Origin of the sequence: Kordiimonas gwangyangensis DSM 19435 = JCM 12864, assembly GCF_000375545.1 — a bacterium.
In the GTDB taxonomy this organism is placed as follows: domain Bacteria; phylum Pseudomonadota; class Alphaproteobacteria; order Sphingomonadales; family Kordiimonadaceae; genus Kordiimonas; species Kordiimonas gwangyangensis.
In genome coordinates, this window is record NZ_AQXF01000002.1 from 80,964 (window position 1) to 104,677 (window position 23,714).

Annotated in this window: 21 protein-coding genes and 7 tRNA genes; 22 read left to right on the plus strand and 6 right to left on the minus strand. The window is 55.9% G+C overall.

The annotated features are described in order from the left end of the window. Positions 1-47: 47 nt before the first annotated feature. Positions 48-1,301 carry a DEAD/DEAH box helicase gene (locus tag B150_RS0105285; protein ID WP_020398854.1) on the minus strand — a complete coding sequence of 418 codons (1,254 nt, stop codon included), beginning with the start codon at positions 1,299-1,301 and terminating at the stop codon, positions 48-50. Between the two features lie 106 nt (positions 1,302-1,407). On the opposite strand from B150_RS0105285, the gene B150_RS0105290 reads away from it, so the two are divergent. Further along, positions 1,408-2,082, plus strand: coding sequence for an alpha/beta fold hydrolase (locus B150_RS0105290; protein ID WP_425311190.1), 675 nt, complete (start codon positions 1,408-1,410; stop codon positions 2,080-2,082). Here B150_RS0105290 and B150_RS0105295 read toward each other — a convergent pair. Continuing rightward, positions 2,048-3,223, minus strand: coding sequence for an FAD-dependent oxidoreductase (locus B150_RS0105295; RefSeq protein ID WP_020398856.1), 1,176 nt, complete (start codon positions 3,221-3,223; stop codon positions 2,048-2,050). The two genes, B150_RS0105290 and B150_RS0105295, sit on opposite strands and share 35 nt — an antisense overlap. A 73-nt stretch (positions 3,224-3,296) precedes the next feature. Further along, complete coding sequence (gene parE, locus B150_RS0105300; RefSeq protein ID WP_020398857.1) at positions 3,297-5,273, minus strand: DNA topoisomerase IV subunit B; 1,977 nt, start codon at positions 5,271-5,273, stop codon at positions 3,297-3,299. Between the two features lie 209 nt (positions 5,274-5,482). Here parE and B150_RS0105305 point away from each other — a divergent pair, with 209 nt between their 5' ends. Further along, positions 5,483-5,746 (plus strand): hypothetical protein, encoded by a 264-nt coding sequence (locus tag B150_RS0105305; protein ID WP_020398858.1) that lies wholly within the window; start codon positions 5,483-5,485, stop codon positions 5,744-5,746. 74 nt (positions 5,747-5,820) lie between these two features. On the opposite strand, the gene B150_RS0105310 is transcribed toward B150_RS0105305, so the two are convergent. The 3 genes from B150_RS0105310 to B150_RS0105320 all read right to left on the minus strand — a co-directional run bounded on the left by B150_RS0105310 (position 5,821) and on the right by B150_RS0105320 (position 8,430). Next, entirely contained in the window at positions 5,821-6,369 is a 549-nt protein-coding gene (locus B150_RS0105310) for a hypothetical protein (protein ID WP_020398859.1), read from the minus strand. Between the two features lie 183 nt (positions 6,370-6,552). Beyond that, the gene (glnA, locus tag B150_RS0105315) at positions 6,553-7,977 is read right to left on the minus strand and encodes a type I glutamate--ammonia ligase (RefSeq protein ID WP_020398860.1); all 1,425 of its coding nucleotides are present in this window, start codon (positions 7,975-7,977) and stop codon (positions 6,553-6,555) included. A 114-nt stretch (positions 7,978-8,091) separates the two neighbouring features. After that, positions 8,092-8,430: a P-II family nitrogen regulator gene (locus B150_RS0105320; RefSeq protein ID WP_020398861.1), complete on the minus strand. Its 339-nt coding sequence runs from the start codon at positions 8,428-8,430 to the stop codon at positions 8,092-8,094. Positions 8,431-8,694: 264 nt separating this feature from the next. Between B150_RS0105320 and B150_RS0105325 the strand changes: the two genes are divergently transcribed. From B150_RS0105325 to nuoF, 20 genes are all read left to right on the plus strand, one after another. Beyond that, positions 8,695-8,771 (plus strand) — tRNA-His (locus tag B150_RS0105325). A gap of 105 nt (positions 8,772-8,876) precedes the next feature. Next, positions 8,877-10,364, plus strand: a complete 1,488-nt coding sequence (locus B150_RS0105330) for a bifunctional ADP-dependent NAD(P)H-hydrate dehydratase/NAD(P)H-hydrate epimerase (protein WP_026168218.1) — start codon at positions 8,877-8,879, stop codon at positions 10,362-10,364. A gap of 151 nt (positions 10,365-10,515) precedes the next feature. After that, positions 10,516-10,600: transfer RNA gene (locus B150_RS0105335), tRNA-Leu, on the plus strand. A 49-nt stretch (positions 10,601-10,649) separates the two neighbouring features. Beyond that, on the plus strand, positions 10,650-12,182 hold the full coding sequence (gene tig, locus B150_RS0105340; protein WP_020398863.1) for a trigger factor: 1,533 nt from the start codon (positions 10,650-10,652) through the stop codon (positions 12,180-12,182). 201 nt (positions 12,183-12,383) lie between these two features. Then, positions 12,384-13,007, plus strand: a complete 624-nt coding sequence (gene clpP / locus B150_RS0105345) for an ATP-dependent Clp endopeptidase proteolytic subunit ClpP (RefSeq protein WP_020398864.1) — start codon at positions 12,384-12,386, stop codon at positions 13,005-13,007. Positions 13,008-13,120: 113 nt separating this feature from the next. Next, a complete protein-coding gene (clpX, locus tag B150_RS0105350) occupies positions 13,121-14,380 on the plus strand; it encodes an ATP-dependent Clp protease ATP-binding subunit ClpX (RefSeq protein ID WP_272944933.1) in 1,260 nt (419 codons plus the stop codon). A gap of 179 nt (positions 14,381-14,559) precedes the next feature. Continuing rightward, positions 14,560-16,977, plus strand: coding sequence for an endopeptidase La (lon, locus tag B150_RS0105355; protein ID WP_020398866.1), 2,418 nt, complete (start codon positions 14,560-14,562; stop codon positions 16,975-16,977). A gap of 161 nt (positions 16,978-17,138) precedes the next feature. Further along, on the plus strand, positions 17,139-17,414 hold the full coding sequence (locus tag B150_RS0105360; RefSeq protein WP_020398867.1) for an HU family DNA-binding protein: 276 nt from the start codon (positions 17,139-17,141) through the stop codon (positions 17,412-17,414). A 132-nt stretch (positions 17,415-17,546) separates the two neighbouring features. Next, positions 17,547-17,622: transfer RNA gene (locus B150_RS0105365), tRNA-Val, on the plus strand. Between the two features lie 41 nt (positions 17,623-17,663). Then, positions 17,664-17,739, plus strand: a tRNA-Val gene (locus B150_RS0105370). A gap of 41 nt (positions 17,740-17,780) precedes the next feature. Continuing rightward, positions 17,781-17,856 (plus strand) — tRNA-Val (locus B150_RS0105375). An 89-nt stretch (positions 17,857-17,945) separates the two neighbouring features. Continuing rightward, positions 17,946-18,224 carry a hypothetical protein gene (locus B150_RS0105380; RefSeq protein ID WP_020398868.1) on the plus strand — a complete coding sequence of 93 codons (279 nt, stop codon included), beginning with the start codon at positions 17,946-17,948 and terminating at the stop codon, positions 18,222-18,224. A 138-nt stretch (positions 18,225-18,362) separates the two neighbouring features. Then, positions 18,363-18,439, plus strand: a tRNA-Asp gene (locus B150_RS0105385). A gap of 261 nt (positions 18,440-18,700) precedes the next feature. After that, positions 18,701-18,777 (plus strand) — tRNA-Asp (locus B150_RS0105390). A 233-nt stretch (positions 18,778-19,010) separates the two neighbouring features. After that, on the plus strand, positions 19,011-19,376 hold the full coding sequence (locus B150_RS0105395; protein ID WP_020398869.1) for an NADH-quinone oxidoreductase subunit A: 366 nt from the start codon (positions 19,011-19,013) through the stop codon (positions 19,374-19,376). 17 nt (positions 19,377-19,393) lie between these two features. Then, positions 19,394-19,921 carry a NuoB/complex I 20 kDa subunit family protein gene (locus tag B150_RS0105400; protein WP_020398870.1) on the plus strand — a complete coding sequence of 176 codons (528 nt, stop codon included), beginning with the start codon at positions 19,394-19,396 and terminating at the stop codon, positions 19,919-19,921. A 95-nt stretch (positions 19,922-20,016) separates the two neighbouring features. Continuing rightward, positions 20,017-20,649 carry an NADH-quinone oxidoreductase subunit C gene (locus B150_RS0105405; protein ID WP_020398871.1) on the plus strand — a complete coding sequence of 211 codons (633 nt, stop codon included), beginning with the start codon at positions 20,017-20,019 and terminating at the stop codon, positions 20,647-20,649. Continuing rightward, positions 20,649-21,827, plus strand: a complete 1,179-nt coding sequence (locus tag B150_RS0105410; RefSeq protein WP_020398872.1) for an NADH-quinone oxidoreductase subunit D — start codon at positions 20,649-20,651, stop codon at positions 21,825-21,827. Before B150_RS0105405 ends, B150_RS0105410 begins: the two co-directional genes overlap by 1 nt. Beyond that, positions 21,824-22,420 (plus strand): NADH-quinone oxidoreductase subunit NuoE, encoded by a 597-nt coding sequence (gene nuoE, locus B150_RS0105415; RefSeq protein ID WP_020398873.1) that lies wholly within the window; start codon positions 21,824-21,826, stop codon positions 22,418-22,420. Before B150_RS0105410 ends, nuoE begins: the two co-directional genes overlap by 4 nt. Then, on the plus strand, positions 22,420-23,700 hold the full coding sequence (nuoF, locus tag B150_RS0105420; protein ID WP_020398874.1) for an NADH-quinone oxidoreductase subunit NuoF: 1,281 nt from the start codon (positions 22,420-22,422) through the stop codon (positions 23,698-23,700). Before nuoE ends, nuoF begins: the two co-directional genes overlap by 1 nt. Positions 23,701-23,714: the final 14 nt, after the last annotated feature.

Genomic DNA, 23,714 nt, shown 5'->3' on the forward strand with positions numbered 1-23,714 from the left:
ACAGGCAAACACAGATTTGCGTTTGCCTGTGACTGACAGATGGGAGCTTAGGCCTCGTCTTGGCGACTGCGGGCGATTTTTACCGGGCGCTCAAGGAAGGCAGGCATGTGCGGGCCCATACCGACGAACGGTTTCTTCGGCATATCGTCCGCGGCGACTTTCGGCTTCGGTGGCTCCAAGTCAATTTTGCCAGCGCGCGGGATTTTGCTTTCGATCAGCTTTTCGATCGCATCGATAAATTTGGTGTCGGTCTTGCCGCTTGTCGCAATGGTGAAAGCTTTGCCTTTGCGGCCAGCCCGGCCAGTACGGCCAATGCGGTGCACATAATCTTCTGCGTGGCTTGGCACATCGAAGTTGAACACATGGCTTACGTCTGCGATATCAAGGCCGCGGGCGGCAACGTCAGACGCACAAAGCAGTTGCACTTCATTTGCTTTGAACTGGCGCAGCACCTCAAGACGCTCGCTCTGTTCCATGTCACCGTGAAGCTGGCCTACATTGAAGCCGTGGCGCGCAAGAGAGTTATAAACTTCCTTCACGTCAACCTTACGGTTGCAGAAGATGATGCCGTTTTTCACCGGCTCGTCCTTGATCAGCTTCCGAAGCGCCTTGCGTTTGTCACGCGGGCCAACGATGACCAGTTGTTGTTCGATCGTCGCGGCCGCCATGGAGGTGCGGGCCACTTCGATAAACTTGGGGTCATCGAGGAACTGTTTGGTCAGGCGCTCAATTGGTGGCGGCATGGTCGCCGAGAAGAAGAGCGTCTGGTGTTTCTTGGTGATGCGTTCGCAGATTTTCTCGACGTCCGGGATAAAGCCCATGTCGAGCATGCGGTCAGCTTCGTCGATCACAAGGATGTCGATGCCGGTGAGCAGCAGCTTGCCGCGCTCAAAGTGGTCGAGCAGGCGACCGGGCGTCGCGATCAGAACATCCACACCACGGTCGAGCAGCTTTTCCTGGTCGGCGAAGTTTACACCGCCGATCAGAAGCGCCATGGTAAGCTTGTGTTCCTTGCCGTATTTCTCAAAGTTCTCGGCAACCTGTGCGGCAAGTTCGCGTGTCGGCTCAAGAATGAGTGAGCGCGGCATGCGTGCCCGGGCACGGCCTTCAGCGAGAATGTCGATCATCGGCAGGGTGAAGGATGCGGTTTTGCCCGTACCCGTCTGTGCGATCCCGAGCACGTCGCGGCCCATCAGGACCTGCGGGATTGCCTGCGCCTGAATAGGCGTAGGTTCAGTGTAGCCAGCTTCACGCACAGCTACCATTGTTGGTTCGCTCAGTCCTAGGCGGTCGAAACCCATTCGCATCTCTTCATTTATTCGCTACTAATTTGAGGCGCAGAATAGGTATCAAGGCATCAATGTCAATGCGGGAAGCGGGATTATGAGCATAAACACAGGCGCAATTATGTTTTTACCGGCACTTTTATGTGACAGTCGGCTGTACTCACACGCGATTTCGCGTTTTTCAGCCGACGCAAAAGTTATTGTGCCGAATATTTCACAAGGCGAAAATTTAAGTGCAATGGCTGCCGATATTCTCAAATCAGCACCGGCGCGGTTTGCCCTTGTCGGCAATTCCATGGGTGGTTATCTGGCGCTTGAGATCGCGGCACAAGCGGGTGACCGGGTTAGCCATCTCGCGCTTGTTGGCACGAATGCCCATGCAGACCTGCCCGAGGCACGTGAAAAGCGACAGCAGGCCATTCGCCTCGCCGAAGGCGGGAAGTTTGAACAATTTGTGGATAGCTATGTGGAAGGTGCACTTGCACCCCATCACCGCACAGAGTTCGCACAGGTCGTGCACACCATGGCGCGGGGTCTAGGCGCTGACGCCCTTATTCGTCAGCAGAAAGCTATCATGGCGCGCGTAGACCATATGGCTTTGCTCACGGAGATCGATATGCCGTCGCTGGTGATGTTTGGCCGCGAGGATGGCCTTTCAAACCGCAACCATCAGGAAGAAATGGCTAAACGCTTGCGGCGAGGCCGGTTCTATGAGGTGCCGGAGTGCGGCCATTTGGTGCCGCTTGAGGCGCCCGAGCAGTTCAGCGCCGCTCTTCACGCATTATTGCAGGCGTGAAAACGTCTGACGCCAAAGTCTTGAGCGCGAGGCCATAGCCGCCGGGGATCGATGTTGCGGGCCCACAGAAGATGTCTCGCATTAACGCAAGCGTGCTGGAGCGGCTTTGGAACAAAGGGGTGAGGAAGCGGCTGGCGTAGCGCACATAACGCAGTTGGCTGCGTCTTGAGCGGACGAAGCCGGAGAGGGCTTCTGCGGTGCCGTCGCAGTGTTCAAGTTGATGCGCGAGTTCATAGGCGTCCAGCAGGGCCATGGAGGCACCTTGCCCAAGCTGTGGGCTGGTACCGTGGGCTGCGTCACCAATCAACACGGTGTTGGCTGAGACAGGGTGTTTGCACCAGATGTCGCGGTAGACCGCGTGCACGAAGTTTTCTTTTGCCACAGCAGCCGCTGCATCCCGCGCCTCGGGCCAGATGTCGCCTAGTTCGTCAAGAAAGGCGTCATAGGGCTCATTGTGCCAATCTGCAGCATCCGCGTTGCATACGCTCCAGTAAAGCGCTGCGTTATGCCCGCTTGCGGTTTTCTGGATGGGCAGCAGACCGACCATCTTTCGGGCGGCGTCGCAGCGCTGGTGCAAGGTGTCGGGTGACAGACTGCTCGGCAGTGGCACTGTGGTCCACATACAGCCCCACGGGTAGGCAGGGGCCGTGCGGCCAAAACGCGCACTTTCCAGCCAATCGCTGCCAGCGCCCGTTGCCACAACGATAATGTCAAACGGCCCGGCTGTGCCGCCATCGGTGACAATATGGTCGTCATCCAGCGCAGTGATACGAGTGCCGAGTTCAAGCGGAACCTGATCGTCCGCTGCCTTGGCAAGTAGCGCGCCATGCAGATCGGTGCGGGTGACGCCATAGCCGTGCCGCGCGGGGCCTGAGAGATCGCCATAGTGCAGGTCAAGCAGTTTGTGGCCTGATTTTGTGGTGGAGTGCAGGCGCGTGACTGCAGGCGCGTTTGCAAGTGCCTCGGCATGCACACCGAGGCGTCTCAGAACTTCCTGCCCGGGTGATTGCAACAAAAGACCTGCGCCGACGGGCTGAGCGCTTGGAAACGCTTCAAATACCGTGACCGTGTGACCGAGCTTTTTGATGAAAATGGCAGCCGCCAGGCCGCCGATGCCTGCGCCGATGATTGCAACTTGCACTATGTTTCCCCCAAACGGACCCTGCGATCATATCGCAGGATGTGCGTTTGGGAAGAGGCAGGTTGCCGCTGGCCTAGATATCCAGTTCGGCGACGTCAGGGGCGTTGTCGCGGATAAACTCGAAGCGTTTTTCCGGCTTTTTGCCCATCAGGTCGTCAACAAGCTGGTTGACGTTAGCGCGCTCGGCATATTCCTGCGGCAAGGTCACGCGCAGCAGGGTGCGGTTCGCCGGTGCCATTGTGGTTTCCTTGAGCTGGCCGGGTGGCATCTCGCCGAGACCTTTGAATCGGCTGATCTCAACTTTGCCGCGGCCGTTAAACTCGGTCGCCATCAGTTCGTCCTTGTGGGCGTCGTCGCGGGCATAGATCACCTTGCCGCCTTGCGCAATGCGGTAGAGCGGCGGCATGGCGAGGTAAAGCCTGCCGTCACGCACCATGCCCGGCATCTCCTGGAAGAAGAAGGTCATGAGCAGGGTAGCAATGTGCGCGCCGTCGACGTCAGCATCGGTCATGATGATGACTTTTTCGTACCGGAGCGCAGCGCTGTCGTACCCGTCACGCGTGCCGCAGCCGAGCGCCTGGATAAGATCGCGGATTTCCTGGTTGGCGGCAATCTTGTCCCGCGTGGCCGAAGCCACATTGAGGATTTTACCGCGGATCGGCAGCACGGCCTGTGTTTTACGGTCCCGCGCCTGTTTGGCGGAGCCACCAGCGGAATCGCCCTCCACAATATAAATCTCGGTGCCTTCGGGGCTTTCGCTTGAACAGTCGGTCAACTTGCCCGGCAGGCGAAGCTTGCGTTTGCCCACAGCGGTCTTGCGCTTGATCTCGCGCTCCTGTTTGCGGCGCAGGCGTTCTTCAAGGCGCTCAAGCGCCCAGGTGAGCAGGCCGTTTGCGCGGTCCGGGTGGTCAGCAAGCCAGTGGTCGAACGCGTCACGGATTGCGTTTTCCGTCAGCCGGAACGCATCGAGCGTGGAGAGCTTGTCCTTGGTCTGGCCCTGGAACTGCGGGTCCCGGATAAACACCGAAAGCATCGCACAGCTGGTGCCATAGATGTCGTCACCCGTAAGCTGCGCTGCCTTCTTGTTGTTCGTCAGCTCTGCATAGGCCTTGAGGCCGCGGACCAAGGCACTACGCATACCGTTTTCGTGCGTGCCGCCCTGTGGCGTCGGGATCGTGTTACAGTAGGTGCTGGAGAAGCCGTCACCAAACTCCGGCCAATGGATGGCCCATTCAACCTGACCAGCCTCATCCGGGAATTTCACGAAGCCGCTGAACGGCTCGTTCGTGACACAGGTGCGTTTCTTGACCGTGTCCTGCAGGAAGTCGGCAAGGCCGCCGGGGAAGTGCAGGGTTGCTTCTGTCGGCGTGTCGTCGTCTTCGCCGATAAGCTCAGGTGCGCAGCGGAAACGAATTTCAACACCGCGGAACAGGTACGCTTTGGAGCGCGCCATGCGGTAGAGGCGCGAAGGCTTCAACTTGGCCTTCGTACCAAAAATCTCATGGTCAGGCAGGAAGCTCACCTGTGTGCCGCGGCGGTTGTTCACCGGGCCCATGTCTTCAAGGCCGCTCGTGGTTTTGCCGCGCGAATAATTCTGCTTCCACATGTTGCGGTCGCGCGCGACTTCAACGGTCATCCATTCACTGAGGGCGTTCACGACCGAAATACCCACACCGTGCAGACCGCCCGATGTCGCATAAGCGTCCGAGCTGAATTTGCCGCCGGAGTGCAGCGTGGTCATGATGACCTCAAGCGCCGACTTGCCAGGGTATTTGGGGTGAGGGTCGGTAGGGATACCACGACCATTATCGGAAATAGAGACAGAGCCGTCTTCATGCAGCGATACAACGATGCGACTCGCGTGGCCAGCTACGGCTTCGTCCATGGAGTTGTCGAGAATTTCAGCCACAAGGTGATGGAGAGCACGCTCGTCCGTTCCGCCGATATACATACCGGGGCGCTGCCTAACCGGTTCTAGTCCCTCAAGAACCTCGATATCTTTTGCGGAATAGTCCGACTTGGTCTGTGTTACCTGAAACAGATCGCTCATAACCCACCCTGAAAATCGCTGAATACTCAGGGGGTAAACCGTCCCGGCACTCCCGTCAAGCGGAACAATATATAGGGTGTGGAAGCTCAACCAAAAGAAAATATAGTGTGTGTTTTGCGAAAATTCACATAGAATTCACGGGAGGTTTAAAACTTATTTAAGGGGTTCGGGATAGCTTTAGGCTTACCGCAACTTTCCGGAGGGATGAGATGGAAAAAGCCAACTCAGTAGGTCTGCTAAAACGCCTGTTCAGAGGCGAGGCTGCTGGCCCGGTTGAGCCCAGCGTGACCATTGGCGCACGTTATATGTCAAAACATCATCATGCTTCCGTATGGGTGGTTGAGCGCATCAGCAGTGTCGGTTCAAGTACTTACCCGCTGGTAAGCATGTCGCGCGAAGGCCATCCGGACCTCAAGAAAACCGTTTCGCTTGCTGTGATCGAAGAGGGTGAGGATTTCCGTCCCGCCATCTGAAATCGTTGGAGCTGAATACAAAAAAAACGACGGGTTTCCGGCGTTTTTTGTTATCGGGATCTGTCTGCGTGGTGCTAGTCGAACAGTTTGTCGATGTCTGCCTGCGTTTGCGCGCTTTCATCATGCAATGTCAGTTCGTCCGGCGCCTCTGGCAGTTCGATGTCACCCTCAAGCTTGCCGTGAATCACCTGATTGAGCTTCATCAGAAGGCCTTGGATCGCATCGACGCGAGTGCGGATCAATGTCTGTGCGGCAGGGGTGAAACCGCGCTCGGCCACATTGACAGCTGCCATGCCGGCAAGCGTGCCTTGGATTAGTTTATCTAGCTCGACACAGATTTTCTCGAACTGCGCACGGATGAGAGACGGTGCAAGCTCGTAAGCCTGTACGGCAAGTTCTTTGGCCTGAAAACCGCTATCAAGGAAATGCTGCGGGTAACTTTTGGGCGCCCAGTCGGACGCGTCTTCCGCAAGCTCGGGCATGTCGGGAATCATCTCAAGGAGCATCACTATCTCATTGTAGTGATTGAGATAATCTGTCGCCAGAAACGTATCTGCGTTGATGTTTGCAGCAGCAAGGCGTGGTTGAATGGCGGCTTGTTCTGCTGTGTACTCAATCTGCATGAAACTGCTGCCTATCCTTGCCCGTTAATCCCAACCATGCGGCTTTTCCCGGAAAACTGCCGCTAAAGGCCACCCTATAGCCGTCGGGTTGTTAAATGGTAAACGGAACGGAATCCATAAAAATAATTTCCAAAGAAAAGGGGAGCGACAAGCGCTCCCCTCCCTGTGCTACTTTTGCAGCAGTTATGCGCTGTAGTACATTTCGAACTCTACCGGGTGCGGCGCGAGGTCGAGACGGTTCACTTCTTCCATCTTCAGCTCGATGTAGGCGCTGATCTGGTCGTCGGTGAATACGTCGCCTTTCTTGAGGAACTCACGGTCGTTGTGGAGTGCTTCAAGCGCTTCACGGAGCGAGCTTGCAACAGTCGGAACACCCATCAGTTCTTCAGCCGGCAGTGCATAGAGGTCTTTGTCCATGGCATCACCCGGGTGGATCTTGTTCTCGATACCGTCGATACCAGCCATCAGCATGGCTGCGAACGCGAGGTACGGGTTGGCGGTCGCATCCGGGAAGCGAACTTCAACACGCTTTGCTTTCGCGCTGGCGCCATAAGGGATACGGCAGGAAGCGGAACGGTTGCGTGCGGAGTAAGCGAGCAGAACCGGAGCCTCGAAGCCCGGTACGAGACGCTTGTAGCTATTCGTGGACGGGTTGGTGAAGGCGTTGATTGCTTTCGCGTGCTTGATGATACCGCCGATATAGTAAAGAGCAGTTTCAGAAAGGTCAGCATAGCCGGAACCCGCGAAAAGCGGCTTGCCGTCGCGCCAGATCGACTGGTGGGTGTGCATGCCCGAACCGTTGTCCTGCGCAACCGGCTTCGGCATGAAGGTCGCGGTTTTGCCGTAGGTGTGAGCAACCTGGTGAACGGCGAACTTGTAGATCTGCACGTTGTCAGCGGTTTGCGTCAGCGTGGAGAACATCATGCCAAGCTCGTGCTGGGAAGCGGCCACTTCGTGGTGGTGCTTGTCCATCTTGAGGCCCATTTCCTTGGCGGTTTTAACCATTTCGCCACGGAGGTCTACGCAGCTGTCAACCGGTGCAACCGGGAAGTAGCCGCCTTTTACGCCCGGACGGTGACCGTAGTTGCCGCCTTCAAACGCTTTAGCCGTGTTGTACGGGCCTTCAACGTCGTCGATTTCGTACATTGCGCCGCGGTAGCCGCTCGAGAATTTCACGTCGTCGAATACGAAGAACTCAGGCTCCGGGCCGAAGTAGGCGGTATCACCAACGCCGGAGAACTTCACATATTCTTCTGCTTTCTTCGCGGTCGAACGCGGGTCGCGGTCGTACGGCTGGCCAGTTGCCGGATCAAGAATGTCGCAGAATACGATGAGCGTAACATCAGCGGTGAACGGGTCGATCGTTACAGCGTTGAGGTCAGCTTTGAGGATCATGTCGGACTCGTTGATGGCCTTCCAGCCAGCGATCGAGGAACCGTCGAACATGAAGCCTTCGGTCAGCATGTCTTCGTCAACAACGTCAGCGGCCATGGTGAGGTGCTGCCACTTGCCCTTGGGGTCAGTGAAGCGCAGGTCAATCCACTCTGCACCTGTTTCTTCAACAAGTTTGAAGAAGTCGTCGACACTCAGATTGGTATATTTGGACATTTCCGTTTTCCCTAGTTTTAAACGACCTTTGCTGAACGACCCGGACAGGCGGCCTCTTGTCCGCGCGGGGGAGGGGTCAGCAAGATATATTGGCGCGGCGCTTGGCCGGGCCGATTAAATGGCATCGCGTCCGGTTTCACCCGTACGAATGCGGATTGCTTCTTCGATGGTGCTGACAAAAATCTTGCCATCACCGATCCGGCCCGTATGAGCCGCGTTTTTGATGGCTTCGACCGCGCGTTCCGCCTGGTCTGCCGCCACCACGACCTCCACTTTTACTTTCGGGACAAAGTCGACCACATATTCCGCGCCGCGATAGAGCTCGGTATGGCCTTTTTGGCGCCCGAAGCCTTTGGCTTCAGTCACCGTGATCCCTGAAATACCGATGTCATGAAGGGCTTCCTTCACCTCATCGAGCTTGAAGGGCTTAATGATTGCTTCGATCTTCTTCATTTCCTGGTACCATTGTTATCGTTATGCGCCTGATAAAGCAGGGTTCATGCCAAGGAGCGTGACGCGCAGAAACATGCGATTTCACAAAACTTGGACAGCACTGCTGACTGTTCTTTGTGCGAAAAGGTGCACAAAATTTGTGCAACTGTATGAGCCTTGACCATGCGTTTGTCAGAAAAATGACGCATGGCAAATAAAGTGGAAACTTCACGCTTGACGAACCGCCACCGATGCGCATAAACAGGCGCCACATTTTCAGAGACGGCGGGTGTAGCTCAGTTGGTTAGAGCGCCAGTTTGTGGTACTGGATGTCGCCGGTTCGAATCCGGTCACTCGCCCCACTCTGAATTTTTTGAAGAAGCCCCTTCCGGGGCTTTTTTCTTTTGTTACACTGCCCACTGATTCTCAGTCGAATCGCTCGACTGATTCTTTATGGGGGATGGGCAGTGTCGGGGCTAGCGACCAGCCATATATTATTGTCACCTGAGCAGTCCCGCGCAGCGGACTCCTGGGCAATCGCCCACGGCACCGACGGGCTCACGCTCATGGAAAATGCAGGCCGCGGCGCGGCAGAAATCATCAGTGACTATATCGGCACAGCCGATGAGTGCGACGGCGATGTGCTGATCCTTTGTGGTCCCGGCAACAACGGCGGCGACGGCTATGTCATTGCTCGCATTCTTGACGACTGGGGTTACAGCGTCCGTGTGGTCTCCGTGGTACCGACCGTTGACCTGAAGGGCGACGCGGCAACCATGGCTGTGCGCTGGGAAGGGCCAGTTGAGGGCGCGGAAAAAGTCAGCTTCAAGGGTGTGTGTGTGGTGGTGGACGCCCTGTTTGGCACGGGCCTTACACGCGCGCTTGAAGGCGATATTGCTGTATTAATAGAGAAGGCGAACCGACAAGACACCTTCCGCATCGCGATTGACCTGCCGAGCGGCCTCAATGCTGCAACCGGGCAACCGCTGGGTCCCTGTTTCCATGCGGACGCGACGATCACGTTTTTTACCAAAAAGCCGGGGCAGGTGATTGCCCCCGGCCGCTTCCTCTGTGGCGGTAGTGAGCATATACATATAGTCGACATTGGTATCGCATCCGAATGCCTTGGCAAGATCGAGCCCAATACATTTGAAAATGAGCCTTCGCTTTGGGGGCACGCTTTCCCCTACGCGGGCCCTGCGACCCACAAATATCACCGCGGTCATCTTCTTGTGCTTGGCGGCAAGGAACCGACGCTCGGTGCGTGTCGTCTGGCCAGCATGTCGGCGCTGCGCTCAGGCGCGGGGCTTGTGACGCTTGCCGCGCCAAGCGAGACCTATTCCATTCAGGCTGCGGCGCTTACAGACGTGATGGTGCGCCGGTTCGATAGCGCTTTCGGTTTCCTCAGCATGGTGGCCGATACCCGTATTAATGTAGTCTTGATGGGCCCCGGTGCGGGTGTCAGCGAAAAAACCGCAGAACTTGTGCAGGAAGTGGGCAGCCGTGGCCGCAGCATGGTGCTTGACGCTGATGCGCTCACGAGCCTCGTCGGTCGGCTTGATATTCTCAACGGCGATGGCGACGTGGTGCTCACACCCCATGAAGGCGAATTCACGCGGCTGTTCCCGGATATTTCGCTTGAGCGTGACCGTATTTCTGGCGTGCGCGAAGCTGCCGGTAGAACTGGCACTGTCGTTGTGCTCAAGGGTGTTTCCACGCTTATTGCAGCGCCTGACGGACGCATCGCTATCACAGCGAACGCGCCGGCATGGCTGTCGGTGGGCGGCACGGGAGATGTGCTTTCGGGCATCATCGCCGGGCTTATGGCGCAGGGAATGCCTGCGTTTGAGGCTTCGTGCGCGGGCGTGTGGCTTCAGGGCGAGGCTGCCATGCGGGCAGGGCGCGGGCTCATTGCATCTGACCTTGTGGACCTGCTTCCCGCTGTGCTGCCGTAGGGAAATGTGCTCACAGGGCACGAAACCGTACAATTGGCAAACAAAAACACTTGTGCTCCGCCACGCGCCTGTTATAAGCCCGTCCAATTCACGTGTAATGAATCCGGTTTAGCCCGCGACCTATCGCTGCGGAATATCCGAGGATTTAAGTGCGGGCGTGGCGAAATTGGTAGACGCACCAGATTTAGGTTCTGGCGTCCTCGGACGTGGGGGTTCAAGTCCCTCCGCCCGCACCATCCCTCGGGGTGAACTGGACTGGAAAAGAAAAAGAGAGTTGGAAGACCCATGCAGATCGAAGAACTGCTGAATGAAGGCCTGAAACGCGAATATAAAGTTGTTGTTGAGGCTTCTGAGCTGGACGCAAAACTTGATGCGGTACTCGACGAGTTTCGCGCAACCGCACGGATTAAAGGTTTCCGTCCTGGCAAAGCGCCGATTTCGCTCCTGAAGCGTATGCACGGTGAGCGCGCGAAGGGCCAAGTCCTCAACGAGGCGATGCAGGAATCTTCCACCAAGCTCTTCGAAGAAAAGAAAATCCGTCCGGCACTGCGCCCGGAAGTGGACATGGATCAGTATGAAGACGGCAAAAACCTCGAGTACACGCTCAAGGTTGAAGTTCTTCCTGAGATCGACGTAGACGGCTTCAAAGCACCGGCACTTGAGCGTTGGATTGCTGAAGTTGACGACAAAGACGTCGACGCGTTCGTAGAGCGTATCGCTGGCCAGCAGAAAACCTTCAAGAAAGCCGCCAAGACTGTGAAAGCAGCCGAAGGCGACGCTGTTCTGATCGATTTCGTTGGTAGCGTTGACGGCGTTGAGTTCGATGGCGGCAAAGGCGAAGACTACCAGCTTGAGCTGGGTTCTGGTTCCTTCATCCCGGGCTTTGAAGACCAACTCGTTGGTACCAAAGCTGGTGACGAGACAGTTGTGAAAGTCACTTTCCCGGCTGAGTACCACTCCGAAGCGCTCAAAGGTAAAGACGCTGAGTTCAAGGTAACGGTGAAGGAAGTTCGCCGTCCGTCGGAAGCGAAGGCTGACGATGAACTCGCGAAGAACCTCGGCTTTGACGACCTCAAGGGCCTGAAAGAATCGGTCAAGGGTCAGCTCGAGCAAGACAACAAGTCGCTCACTCGTGCACACCTGAAGCGTGGCCTTCTCGATGCACTTGCTGACGAGTACAGCTTCGACGTACCGGCAGGCATGGTTGACCTCGAGTACCGCCAGATCTGGGAACAGATCAAGCGCGATGCGATCCAGACTGGTGAAGCAAAACCGGAAGATTTCGACGGTCTTGAAGAGCCTGCTGACAAAGCTGAAGCTGAAGAATTCCGTTCGATCGCAGAACGCCGCGTTCGTCTTGGACTGCTGCTCTCCGAGATCGGCGTGCAGAACAAGGTTCAGGTAACGCAGGAAGAAGTAAACCGCCGCATCATCGAGGAAGCTCGTCGCTTCCCGGGCCAGGAAGCTCAGGTTTTCGAATTCTACCAGAAGAACGAAGAAGCCCGCGCTCAGCTCCGTGCTCCGATCTTCGAAGAGAAGGTTGTGGACTTCGTGCTCGAAATGGCTGACCTCAAGGACAAGTCCGTAAGCCGTGACGACCTTGAAGCTGCTGTTCGTGCGATCGACGAAGAAGACGCGAACCCGACCAAAGGCAAAAAAGCTGCGCCGAAGAAAAAAGCTGCAGAGAAAAAGCCTGCTGCCAAGAAAGCTGCGCCGAGAAAGGCTGCTGCTAAGAAGGCAGACGATGCAGAAGAAAAAGCTGCACCGAAGAAAAAGGCGCCGGCCAAGAAAGCTGCAGCAAAAAAAGCTGACAAATAATCAAACGCACAGTTGCGTGATCAAAGGGGCCTTTTCGGCCCCTTTTTTCGTGTCAGCCTTGATGGCGACAGAAAGCTCCCTATCTATTTGTCCCGGCAGCGGGTTATTTCCTTGCCCGCCGTTAGCAACGTTTGCTACAGCTTGCCTCAAGACGTGTTGGCCACATATTCTCACCTCGGCCGAGATTTACTGGAGTGTCATATGAGCGATATCCTAGAGCCCCTCAAAAGTGCCCTTATTCCGATGGTTGTCGAGCAGACAAACCGCGGGGAACGGTCCTATGACATCTACTCTAGGCTCCTGAAGGAACGTATCATCTTCCTCACCGGTCCTGTGGATGACCATATTGCGAGCCTTGTGGTAGCGCAGCTATTGTTCCTTGAGGCGGATAATCCGAAGAAGGACATCTCCTTCTATATCAACTCGCCGGGTGGAGTCGTGACTGCCGGCCTCGCGATGTATGATACCATGCAGTATGTGAGGCCGAAGATCGCCACTATCTGTATCGGGCAGGCCTGCTCGATGGGCTCGCTCCTTCTGGCGGCCGGTGAGCCGGGTATGCGCTATGCGCTCCCGAACGCCCGCATCATGATCCACCAGCCTTCTGGTGGTGCACGCGGTCAGGCGGCAGACATTGAAATCCAGGCACGTGAAATCCTGAAGCTCAGGGAACGCCTGAATAACATCTATGTGAAACACACCGGCCAGAAGCTGGACGCGGTTGAAAAGGCGATGGACCGGGACAACTTCATGTCAGCTGAAGAAGCGCAGAAGTTTGGCCTCATCGACCATGTTTATACCTCACGCGATGAGGTCGAGGCATAATCCGCCGATCCGGATTTTGCGTGCAGACGTAGAAATTCTGCGGTTTTTTGTTGTAAGCATCTTTTTAACCAGTCTACGATAAAAAGAAGCCAAGAAAGTAAGCGGTGACAGACTTGAGTAACAGTGATTCGAAAAACACGCTCTATTGTTCCTTCTGCGGCAAAAGCCAGCACGAAGTAAGGAAGCTTATTGCAGGACCGACGGTCTTTATCTGCGATGAGTGCGTGGAGCTGTGTAACGATATCATCAAGGAAGAAAGCAAGAGCGCGCTTGCCAAGGGTACAGACGGCGTTCCGACCCCGCTTGATATCATGAAAGTGCTTGATGACTATGTGATCGGCCAGAAGAACGCCAAGCGTGTTCTCTCGGTTGCTGTTCACAACCACTACAAGCGCCTCAATCATGCGTCTTCGACCAGTGCAGATGTCGAACTCGCAAAGTCCAACATTCTGCTGGTGGGCCCAACGGGTTGCGGTAAAACGCTTCTTGCCCAGACGCTCGCCCGCATCCTCGACGTTCCCTTCACCATGGCTGACGCCACCACGCTCACCGAAGCCGGTTATGTGGGTGAAGACGTTGAGAACATCATTCTTAAGCTGCTGCAGTCCGCCGACTATAACGTCGAGCGTGCGCAGCGCGGCATCGTCTATATCGACGAGGTCGACAAGATCAGCCGTAAGTCCGATAACCCGTCCATAACGCGTGACGTGTCGGGCGAGGGCGTGCAGCAGGCGCTTCTCAAGATCATGGAAGGCACGGTCGCCAGCGTTCCGCCTCAGGGTGGTCGCAAGCATCCGCAGCAGGAATTCCTGCAAGTGGATACGACCAACATCCTCTTTATCTGCGGCGGCGCGTTCGCTGGCCTCGATAAAGTGATTGCCAACCGCCTGCAGGGCAAATCCATCGGCTTCGGTGCCTCGGTTGCTGGCCCGGATGAGCGCGGCATCGGTGAGCTTTTCAAGGACACCGAGCCAGAGGATCTGCTGAAGTTTGGCCTGATCCCTGAGTTTGTTGGCCGTCTGCCTGTTATCGCAACGCTTGAGGACCTTGATGAGGACGCCCTTATCCAGATTCTCTCGCAGCCGAAAAACGCGCTCCTGAAGCAGTATCAATGTCTTTTCGATATGGAAGACGTGAAGCTGACCTTCTCGGACGACGCACTGTTCGCTGTAGCGCGCAAGGCGATTGAGCGTAAAACCGGCGCACGTGGCCTGCGTTCCATCATGGAAGATACGCTGCTTGATACCATGTTCGACCTTCCGTCGCTTGAAGGCGTTGAAGAGATCGTGGTGAACGCGGAAGTGGTCGAGGGTAAAGCTAAGCCGCTGCAAATCTATGCTGATCGGCGCGATGAGGCTGGTCAACCGGCTTAAGCGCGGTCACATTAACGTTTCGGGGGCTTGAAACAATAGTTTCAGCCCCCATTTTCATGTCTTGATGTAACAAATATCGGCGATTGCCTAAATTTCATCGTCTTTTGCTTCCTTAATGCTCAAAAGACACCTAAAATTAGGCCTCACCATCGCTTGATCTAGTTCTGGATGCTTTTTCTATGTCAGATTCCGTCGAAAACGAGAGCAACAACGTCCTTCTGCCGGTTCTTCCGCTCCGGGACATCGTTGTGTTTCCGCATATGATCGTGCCGCTTTTTGTCGGTCGCGAAAAATCCGTGCGCGCGCTTGAAGAGGTGATGGCAAAGGACAAGCAAATCCTTCTCGTCGCTCAGAAAGACGCAAGCGAAGACGATCCGACCACCAAGGATGTGTTTGACATCGGTACGGTGGCGAGCGTACTTCAGCTTCTGAAACTTCCGGATGGCACCGTGAAGGTGCTGGTTGAAGGTTTCAACCGCGCGCGTATCGATGAATTTGTGCGCGAGGAAGACTATTTCGAAGCCAAGGCGACAATGCTGACGGGTGACGATTCGGACCCGGCAGAGGTGGAAGCGCTTGGTCGCTCCGTCGTGGCGCAGTTTGAGCAGTATGTGAAACTCAACAAAAAGATTCCGGCAGAAGTGCTGGTCACCGTTGGGCAGATCGATGACACCGCCAAGCTTGCAGACACCGTGGCAAGCCATCTTGCCCTCAAGATTGATGACAAACAGGCATTGCTCGCTACAACGTCGGTGGCTGATCGGCTTGAGCGCATCTTCGGCTTCATGGAAGACGAGATTGGTGTACTGCAGGTTGAGAAGAAGATTCGTGGCCGCGTGAAGCGCCAGATGGAAAAGACCCAGCGCGAATATTACCTCAACGAACAACTCAAGGCGATCCAGAAGGAACTTGGGGAAGGGGACGATGGTCGCGAGGAAATCCTCGAACTTGAAGACCGCATCAACAACACCAAGCTTTCGAAGGAAGCGCAGGAAAAATGCCTGGCTGAACTCAAGAAGCTCAAGTCCATGAGTCCGATGTCGGCTGAAGCCACGGTGGTGCGCAACTTCCTTGACTGGATGCTCAGCGTTCCGTGGTCGAAAAAGAGCCGCGTCAAGAAAGACATCAAACTCGCGCAGAAGGTACTGGATACGGACCACTACGGCCTTGAGAAGGTGAAGGAACGTATTGTCGAGTATCTTGCCGTGCAGCAGCGTGCCAAAAAACTCAAAGGTCCGATTCTCTGTCTCGTTGGTCCTCCGGGTGTTGGTAAAACTTCGCTCGGTAAGTCCATCGCCAAGGCGACAGGGCGTGAGTTTGTGCGCTTTTCGCTTGGTGGCGTGCGTGACGAGGCGGAAATCCGCGGTCACCGCCGGACCTACATTGGCTCCATGCCTGGCAAGATCATGCAATCTATGAAGAAAGCAGGGACCACAAACCCGCTGTTCCTGTTTGACGAGATTGACAAGATGGGTCAGGACTTCCGCGGCGATCCGGCGTCGGCACTTCTTGAGGTGCTCGACCCAGAACAAAACAGCAAGTTCAACGACCACTATCTTGAAGTTGATTACGACCTCTCGAACGTGATGTTCGTGACGACGGCAAACTCGCTCCGCATGCCGCGCCCGCTACTGGACCGGATGGAGATCATCACACTTTCGGGTTACACCGAGGATGAGAAGATCGAGATTGCCAAGCGTCACTTGCTCCGCAAGCAGATGCGCGACCATGGCCTGAGGAAAGGTGAATGGTCTATTTCTGACGGTGCGCTCAAAGACCTCGTTCGCTACTACACCCGCGAAGCCGGCGTGCGTTCGCTCGAGCGTGAGATCGCCAAGCTTGTGCGCAAGGCGGTGAAAGAGATTGTAGAAGGCTCGAAAGACAAGATTCAGGTCACATCCCGCAACCTCAGCCAATATGCCGGCGTGCGCAAGTTCCGCTTCGGCCAGGCAGAGGAGGAAGATCAGGTTGGTCTGACCACCGGTCTCGCATGGACCGAGGTGGGTGGCGAGCTTCTGGCCATCGAAGCGGTCACCGTTCCGGGCAAGGGCCAGATCAAACAGACCGGTAAACTTGGCGATGTGATGAAAGAATCGATTCAGGCCGCACGGTCTTACGTACACTCGCGTTGTGTCGATTTTGGTATTCATCCTAACGTTTTCGAAAAGCGGGACATTCACATCCACGTTCCGGAGGGTGCGACTCCGAAAGATGGCCCGTCCGCAGGTGTTGCGATGTGCACATCAATTGTTTCTGTGCTGGCTGGTGTGCCGGTGCGCAAAGACATCGCCATGACTGGCGAGGTGACTCTGCGCGGCCGAGTCTTGCCAATCGGAGGCCTCAAGGAGAAACTTCTGGCGGCACTGCGCGGCGGAATTCGTAAGGTTCTGATCCCGAAAGACAACGAAAAAGACCTCGTTGAGATTCCGGATAATGTGAAGAAAGGCCTTGAAATCGTTGCAGTTTCAACGGTTGACGAGGTTCTGGAGCATGCGCTTGCTGGCAAGCTTGAGCCAATCGAGTGGCCGGAGGAAACGGACACCTCAAATGTGAAACGTGATGACGACTCATCCGGTGAGGAACTCACGACTCATTAAGCGCCTTTCGCCGAATTGGTGAAAATTCAAGAAAAAAAAAGCTAAAAGCCGCAGTTTTCTGCGGTTTTTTGCTTTGACAAGCGCGTTTTTTGTGGCCAAGATGCCTTCGCATTTCGGAACTAAACAACGAAATCAATCTCTTCAACTCAGAGGGGGATACCTTGAATAAAAACGATTTGATCGCAAAAGTGGCTGAAGCAGCTGACCTGTCGAAAGCAGACGCAGGCAAAGCAGTTGACGCTGTATTCGATTCCATCAGCAGTGCACTTGCTTCCGGCGGCGAAGTTCGCCTCGTAGGCTTCGGCACGTTCGCAGTTGCGTCCCGCGCAGCTACGAAAGGCCGTAACCCACGCACCGGTGAAGAAATCGACATTCCTGCTTCCAAGCAGCCTAAATTCAAGGCAGGCAAAGGTCTCAAGGACGCAGTAAACGGCTAATCCCGCTTACATGCACGATTTAAGATGCGGCTACGGAGAAATCCGTAGCCGTTTTCTTTTAAAAAAATTGCAAAAAAAGGGGTAGACAGCATGCGCGTTTCACCCTAAAAGCGCGCTCACCACACAGCATGTGGGCGATTAGCTCAGTTGGTAGAGCATCTCGTTTACACCGAGAGGGTCGGCAGTTCGAGCCTGTCATCGCCCACCATCTTTCCCCTTGATTACCAAGCTCGGGGACATGCCTTGTGAGGGCGATTAGCTCAGTTGGTAGAGCATCTCGTTTACACCGAGAGGGTCGGCAGTTCGAGCCTGTCATCGCCCACCATNNNTNCCNTNNNTTACCAAGCTCGGGGACATGCCTTGTGAGGGCGATTAGCTCAGTTGGTAGAGCATCTCGTTTACACCGAGAGGGTCGGCAGTTCGAGCCTGTCATCGCCCACCATGGCTTCCTTATCCCAGACATATACTGATGGACGTTTTGCGCGCAGCACGGCATGGTCGTGGCTGTTTATTTGTGTTTGAGGTTTTGCTGTGGCTGAAGTCCGTGAAAATCAGGCAGGGCAGGCGGACGAGGAGCCGATTGTGATAGAGGCGTCCTGGGCGCCAAAGGACCCGCGTGACCGGCTTTATGATTCTGAAGCCACCAAGGGTGAACGCACCATGTCGATGATCCGCATCATCGCGGCTTTCCATCCGGTGCTTAATTTCTTCCTGCTTATCAACGATGCGATCAGGCGGTTGCCTGGCTTTATTCAGCTTTTGATGCTGGTCGCCGTAGCAGGCGCAGTTGGCGCGTATTTTCTGCTTTAGGGCAGGGGCAACCATGGGCTGAGATTCGTGGTAGTCTCCTTGATTTTCCTCGCTTTTTCATGCGCGGCAAATAATTGGAAAAAAGAGCATTGACACCGGCGGCGGCAGGCCCTAAACACCCCCTCACGCAAGCGATGCGCGGGTGTAGCTCAGTTGGTTAGAGTATCGGCCTGTCACGCCGAGGGTCGCGGGTTCGAGCCCCGTCACTCGCGCCACTTGCTCCCTCTGATGAGGGTATCAAAAAGCCTCCAGGTTCCGGCCTGGAGGCTTTTTTGTTTCTCGCAGGCATTTCTGTTTCCTCCTGCCTGAATATCGCGATCTAAGTTTATGATTCGGCTTGCCTTTCATCCCACCAACTAAAATCTTCGAGGTGATTCTGCCTCTCGGATTGTCGTGGTAAAAAAGTGCAAAAAAATTGTCATTCTCTGATTGACAAGGGGGTGTCAAAATCATAAAACCCGCTCCGCAAGCAGTGCGCGGGTGTAGCTCAGTTGGTTAGAGTATCGGCCTGTCACGCCGAGGGTCGCGGGTTCGAGCCCCGTCACTCGCGCCACTTGCTTGACAACCATAAAAACGCGTTCCGGCTTGTTCGGACGCGTTTTTTGTTTTTCTGCGTCGAATAGCCGCTTTTTCCCTTAAAATACCGGCTCATAAGCTTTTCATTAAGCATTTCGGTCGTTATACTCGCGCGCATTGCCGCCCCGGGTAAATTCATCCTTTACTGTCGGCTGCTCGGTCGATAAAAGGGCGCAGTAATTTAGGGCCAATAAACAAAAAGGGACTCCCATGGAGTCGTTGCTCACACAATATCTTCCGATCCTGATTTTCCTCGGGATCGCCATTGCTTTCTCACTCGTCTTTGTCGGTGCGGCCGTGCTGATCGCGCGCCAGAATCCCGATGACGAAAAACTGTCAGCTTACGAGTGTGGCTTTGAGGCTTTTGATGACGCGCGTCACCAGTTTGACGTTCGCTTCTACCTCGTTGCCATCCTCTTCATCATCTTCGACCTTGAAGTCGCCTTCCTGTTCCCGTGGGCTGTGTCCCTCGGCGACATCGGCGTTTACGGCTTCTGGTCCATGATGATTTTCCTCGGCGTGCTGACTGTTGGCTTCATCTATGAATGGAACAAAGGAGCGCTGGAATGGGAGTAGTACAGCCTAACAGCCCAATGGGTCCTGACGGCACGGGTACTCCCGCGGCCGATGGCGCTTTTCTCGAATCCCTCAACGAGGAACTGACCGAAAAAGGTTTTGTTGTTACCTCGCTTGAGGATCTGATCAACTGGGCCCGTACGGGTTCGCTGTGGTGGATGACCTTCGGTCTCGCCTGCTGCGCCGTTGAGATGATGCATTCGGGTACACCGCGTTACGACGTAGAGCGTTTTGGCTTTGCCCCGCGCGGTAGCCCACGCCAGTCCGACGTGATGATCGTTGCCGGTACGCTCACGAACAAGATGGCACCCGCACTCCGCAAGGTTTATGACCAGATGCCGGAGCCGCGGTACGTTATCTCTATGGGTTCGTGCGCAAACGGCGGCGGCTACTATCACTATTCCTATTCGGTGGTGCGTGGCTGTGACCGTATCGTCCCTGTCGACATCTATGTTCCGGGTTGCCCGCCGACGGCGGAAGCACTCGTGTACGGCATCCTGCAGCTTCAGCGCAAAATCCGCCGTACCGGTACCATCGCCCGGTAGATCTCATCCGAAGCACCTTCGAGCTCGCTTGAAGGTGCTTCGCTGTGTGCCTGCGGCCCCGGCGCCGCAACATCATAAAAGGAGCGCGAGAGCGCATGACTGACAAGGCATTAGCTGGACTTGGCGAGCACATCGCCAGCAGTCTTGAAAATGAAGTGGCCTCGGCGACCGTCGCTTATAATGAGCTGACGATCATCGCCCGGGCTGAACATATTCAAAAAGTCCTCACTTTCCTTCGCGACGATCAGGAATGCATGTTCAAGCAACTGGTCGACATTTGCGGTGCGGACTATCCGGCGCGCGCCAAGCGGTTCGACGTCGTTTACCACCTGCTCAGCCTGCAGCTGAACCAGCGCATCCGCGTGAAGGTGGAAACGGACGCGGACACCCCGGTGCCGAGCGTGACGGACGTGTTCCCGGCCGCTGGCTGGTATGAGCGCGAAGCGTGGGACATGTACGGCATCTTCTTCGCCGACCACCCGGACCTTCGCCGCATGCTGACCGACTATGGCTTCCAGGGTCACCCGCTCCGCAAGGACTTCCCGCTTACGGGCTATGTGGAAGTGCGCTACTCGGAAGAGAAGAAGCGCGTTGTGTACGAGCCGGTGAAACTGAAGCAGGAATTCCGCAACTTCGACTTCATGAGCCCATGGGAAAGCGCAAAATATGTGCTGCCGGGTGACGAGAAGGCCGACGTTGCTGCGCCCAAGAAAGAGGGGGCAAAATAATGGCTGAAGTCGATATCAAGAACTATTGCCTTAACTTCGGTCCGCAGCACCCTGCAGCGCACGGCGTGCTCCGCATGGTACTGGAGCTGGACGGTGAAGTGATCGAGCGGGTTGACCCGCACATCGGTCTCCTGCACCGGGGCACGGAAAAACTCATCGAGCATAAACAGTATCTGCAGGCGATGCCGTATTTCGACCGCCTCGACTATGTGGCGCCGATGAACCAGGAACACGCGTTCTGCCTTGCGGTTGAGAAGCTGCTTGAACTCGAAGTACCACAGCGCGGCCAGTATATCCGTGTGCTGTACTGCGAGATCGGCCGTATCCTCAACCACATCCTGAACCTGACGACTCACGCGCTTGACGTTGGTGCGATGACGCCGATCACCTGGATGTTCGAGGAACGCGAAAAACTCATGGAGTTTTACGAGCGCGCATCTGGTTCACGTTTCCACGCGGCATACTTCCGTCCGGGTGGTGTGCACCAGGACCTGCCGGATGGCCTCCTTGAGGACATCATGGCGTGGACTGAAACCTATCCGCAGATGATTGCGGATATGGAAGCGCTCCTCGTCGACAACCGTATTTTCAAGCAGCGTAACGTTGATATTGGCTCCTTCACGGCGGAAGAGGCACTGGCATGGGGCTTCTCCGGCCCGATGCTGCGCTCGACCGGCCTTGCATGGGACCTGCGCAAATCGCAGCCGTATGAAGTCTATAACAAGATGGACTTCAAAGTGGCGATCGGTAACGCCGGCGACTGCTATGACCGCTTCATGATCCGCATCGCCGAGATGCGTGAATCGCTCAAGATCATGCGCCAGTGTATCAACGAGATGCCGTCTGGCCCGGCCATGAGCGTGAACACGAAAGTGGCACCGCCGCGCCGCGCGGAAATGAAAACATCGATGGAAGCTCTCATCCACCACTTCAAGCTCTATACCGAGGGCTTCAAAGTGCCGGAAGGTGAGGTTTACGCCGCTGTTGAGGCGCCGAAGGGCGAGTTTGGTGTGTATCTGGTGTCTGACGGGTCGAACCGTCCGTACCGCTGTAAGATCCACGCACCGGGCTTCTCGCACCTGCAGGCGATGGACTTCTTGTGCCGCGGTCACATGCTCGCGGATGCACCGGCAGTGCTTGGTGCAATGGATATTGTGTTTGGTGAGGTGGACCGATGAGTGCGGTAGACCAGAAATTCGAGTGGACGCCTGAAAACGAGGCGCTCGCGCAGAAATTTATCGCGAAGTACCCGGAAGGGCGCCAGCAAAGCGCCGTGATGCCGCTTCTCGATATCGCGCAGCGTCAGAACGGCGGTCACGTGACCCAGGAAATCATGGAATATATCGCGGATTACCTCGATATGGCACCGATCAAGGTGATGGAGGTCGCGACCTTCTATACCATGTATAACCACAAGCCGATCGGCAAACACCACGTGCAAGTGTGCGGCACCACGCCGTGCTGGCTGCGTGGTTCTGACGAGATCATGGGCGCATGCAAAAAACATCTCGGTATCGAGAAGGGCCAGACGACCGAAGACGGTATGTTCACCCTTTCGGAGGTTGAGTGTGCAGGCGCCTGTGTGAACGCGCCGGTTGTGGCTATTGGTGACGATTATTTCGAAGACCTGACGCCTGAGACCATGGTTGAACTTCTGAACAAGCTGCGCGCTGGTGAAGACGTGAAGCCGGGCCCACAGGTTGACCGTCAGACGAGCGCGCCGCTCGGTGGTCCCACCACGCTCAAAGACTTTATGGCGGAGGATGCATAATGCTTGCAGATAAGGATCGCATCTTCACGAACCTTTATGGGTTCCAAAGCCCCGGCATCGACGCCGCGATGAAACGCGGTGACTGGGACGGGACCAAGGACATCATCGCCAAGGGTCGTGACTGGATCATCAGTGAAATGAAGGAATCGGGCCTTCGTGGTCGTGGTGGCGCAGGCTTCCCGACGGGCCTCAAATGGTCCTTCATGCCGAAACAATCGGATGGCCGTCCGTCCTACCTCGTGGTAAACGCGGACGAGGGCGAGCCGGGCACCTGTAAAGACCGCGACCTGATGCGCCACGATCCGCACAAGCTGATCGAAGGCTGCCTGATCGCCGGTTTTGCGATGAATGCCATCGCGGCTTACATCTATATCCGTGGTGAGTTCTACCGCGAGGCGGAAGCGCTGAACCGCGCCATCGACGAAGCATATGCAAAAGGCTTCCTCGGTAAAAACGCCTGTGGTTCCGGCTATGACTTCGATGTGTATGTGCACCGCGGTGCGGGCGCCTACATCTGTGGTGAAGAAACTGCGCTCATCGAAAGCCTTGAAGGCAAGAAAGGCCAGCCGCGCCTGAAGCCGCCGTTCCCTGCGAACGTCGGTGTGTGGGGCTGCCCGACCACGGTGAACAACGTCGAATCGATCGCGGTTGCGCCAACCATCCTGCGCCGCGGCGCTTCTTGGTTTGCTGGCATTGGTCGTCCAAACAATACGGGCACAAAGGTGTTCTGTATTTCGGGCCATGTGAACAACCCGTGCAACGTCGAAGAAGAAATGGGCATTCCGCTCAAGGAACTCATCGAGAAGCACGCAGGCGGTGTTCGCGGCGGTTGGGACAACCTTCTGGCTGTTATTCCAGGCGGTTCTTCGGTTCCACTTCTGCCAAAAGACATTTGTGACACCGTGCTGATGGACTTTGACAGCCTGCGCGAAGTGCAGTCCGGTCTTGGTACCGCGGCCGTTATCGTGATGGACAAGTCCACCGATATCGTGAAGGCGATCACACGCCTGAGCGAGTTCTACAAGCATGAGAGCTGCGGCCAGTGTACGCCGTGCCGTGAAGGCACCGGCTGGATGTGGCGCGTGATGGAACGTCTTGTCGAGGGCAGGGCGGAAAAATCAGAGATCGACACGCTGCTCGATGTCACGAAACAGATTGAAGGCCACACCATCTGCGCGCTTGGCGACGCGGCGGCATGGCCAATCCAGGGTTTGATGCGCCACTTCCGCGGTGAAGTGGAAGCACGTATCGATTCATATCATGCCAAAGCGGCTGAATAGAGCGCATGGCAAGG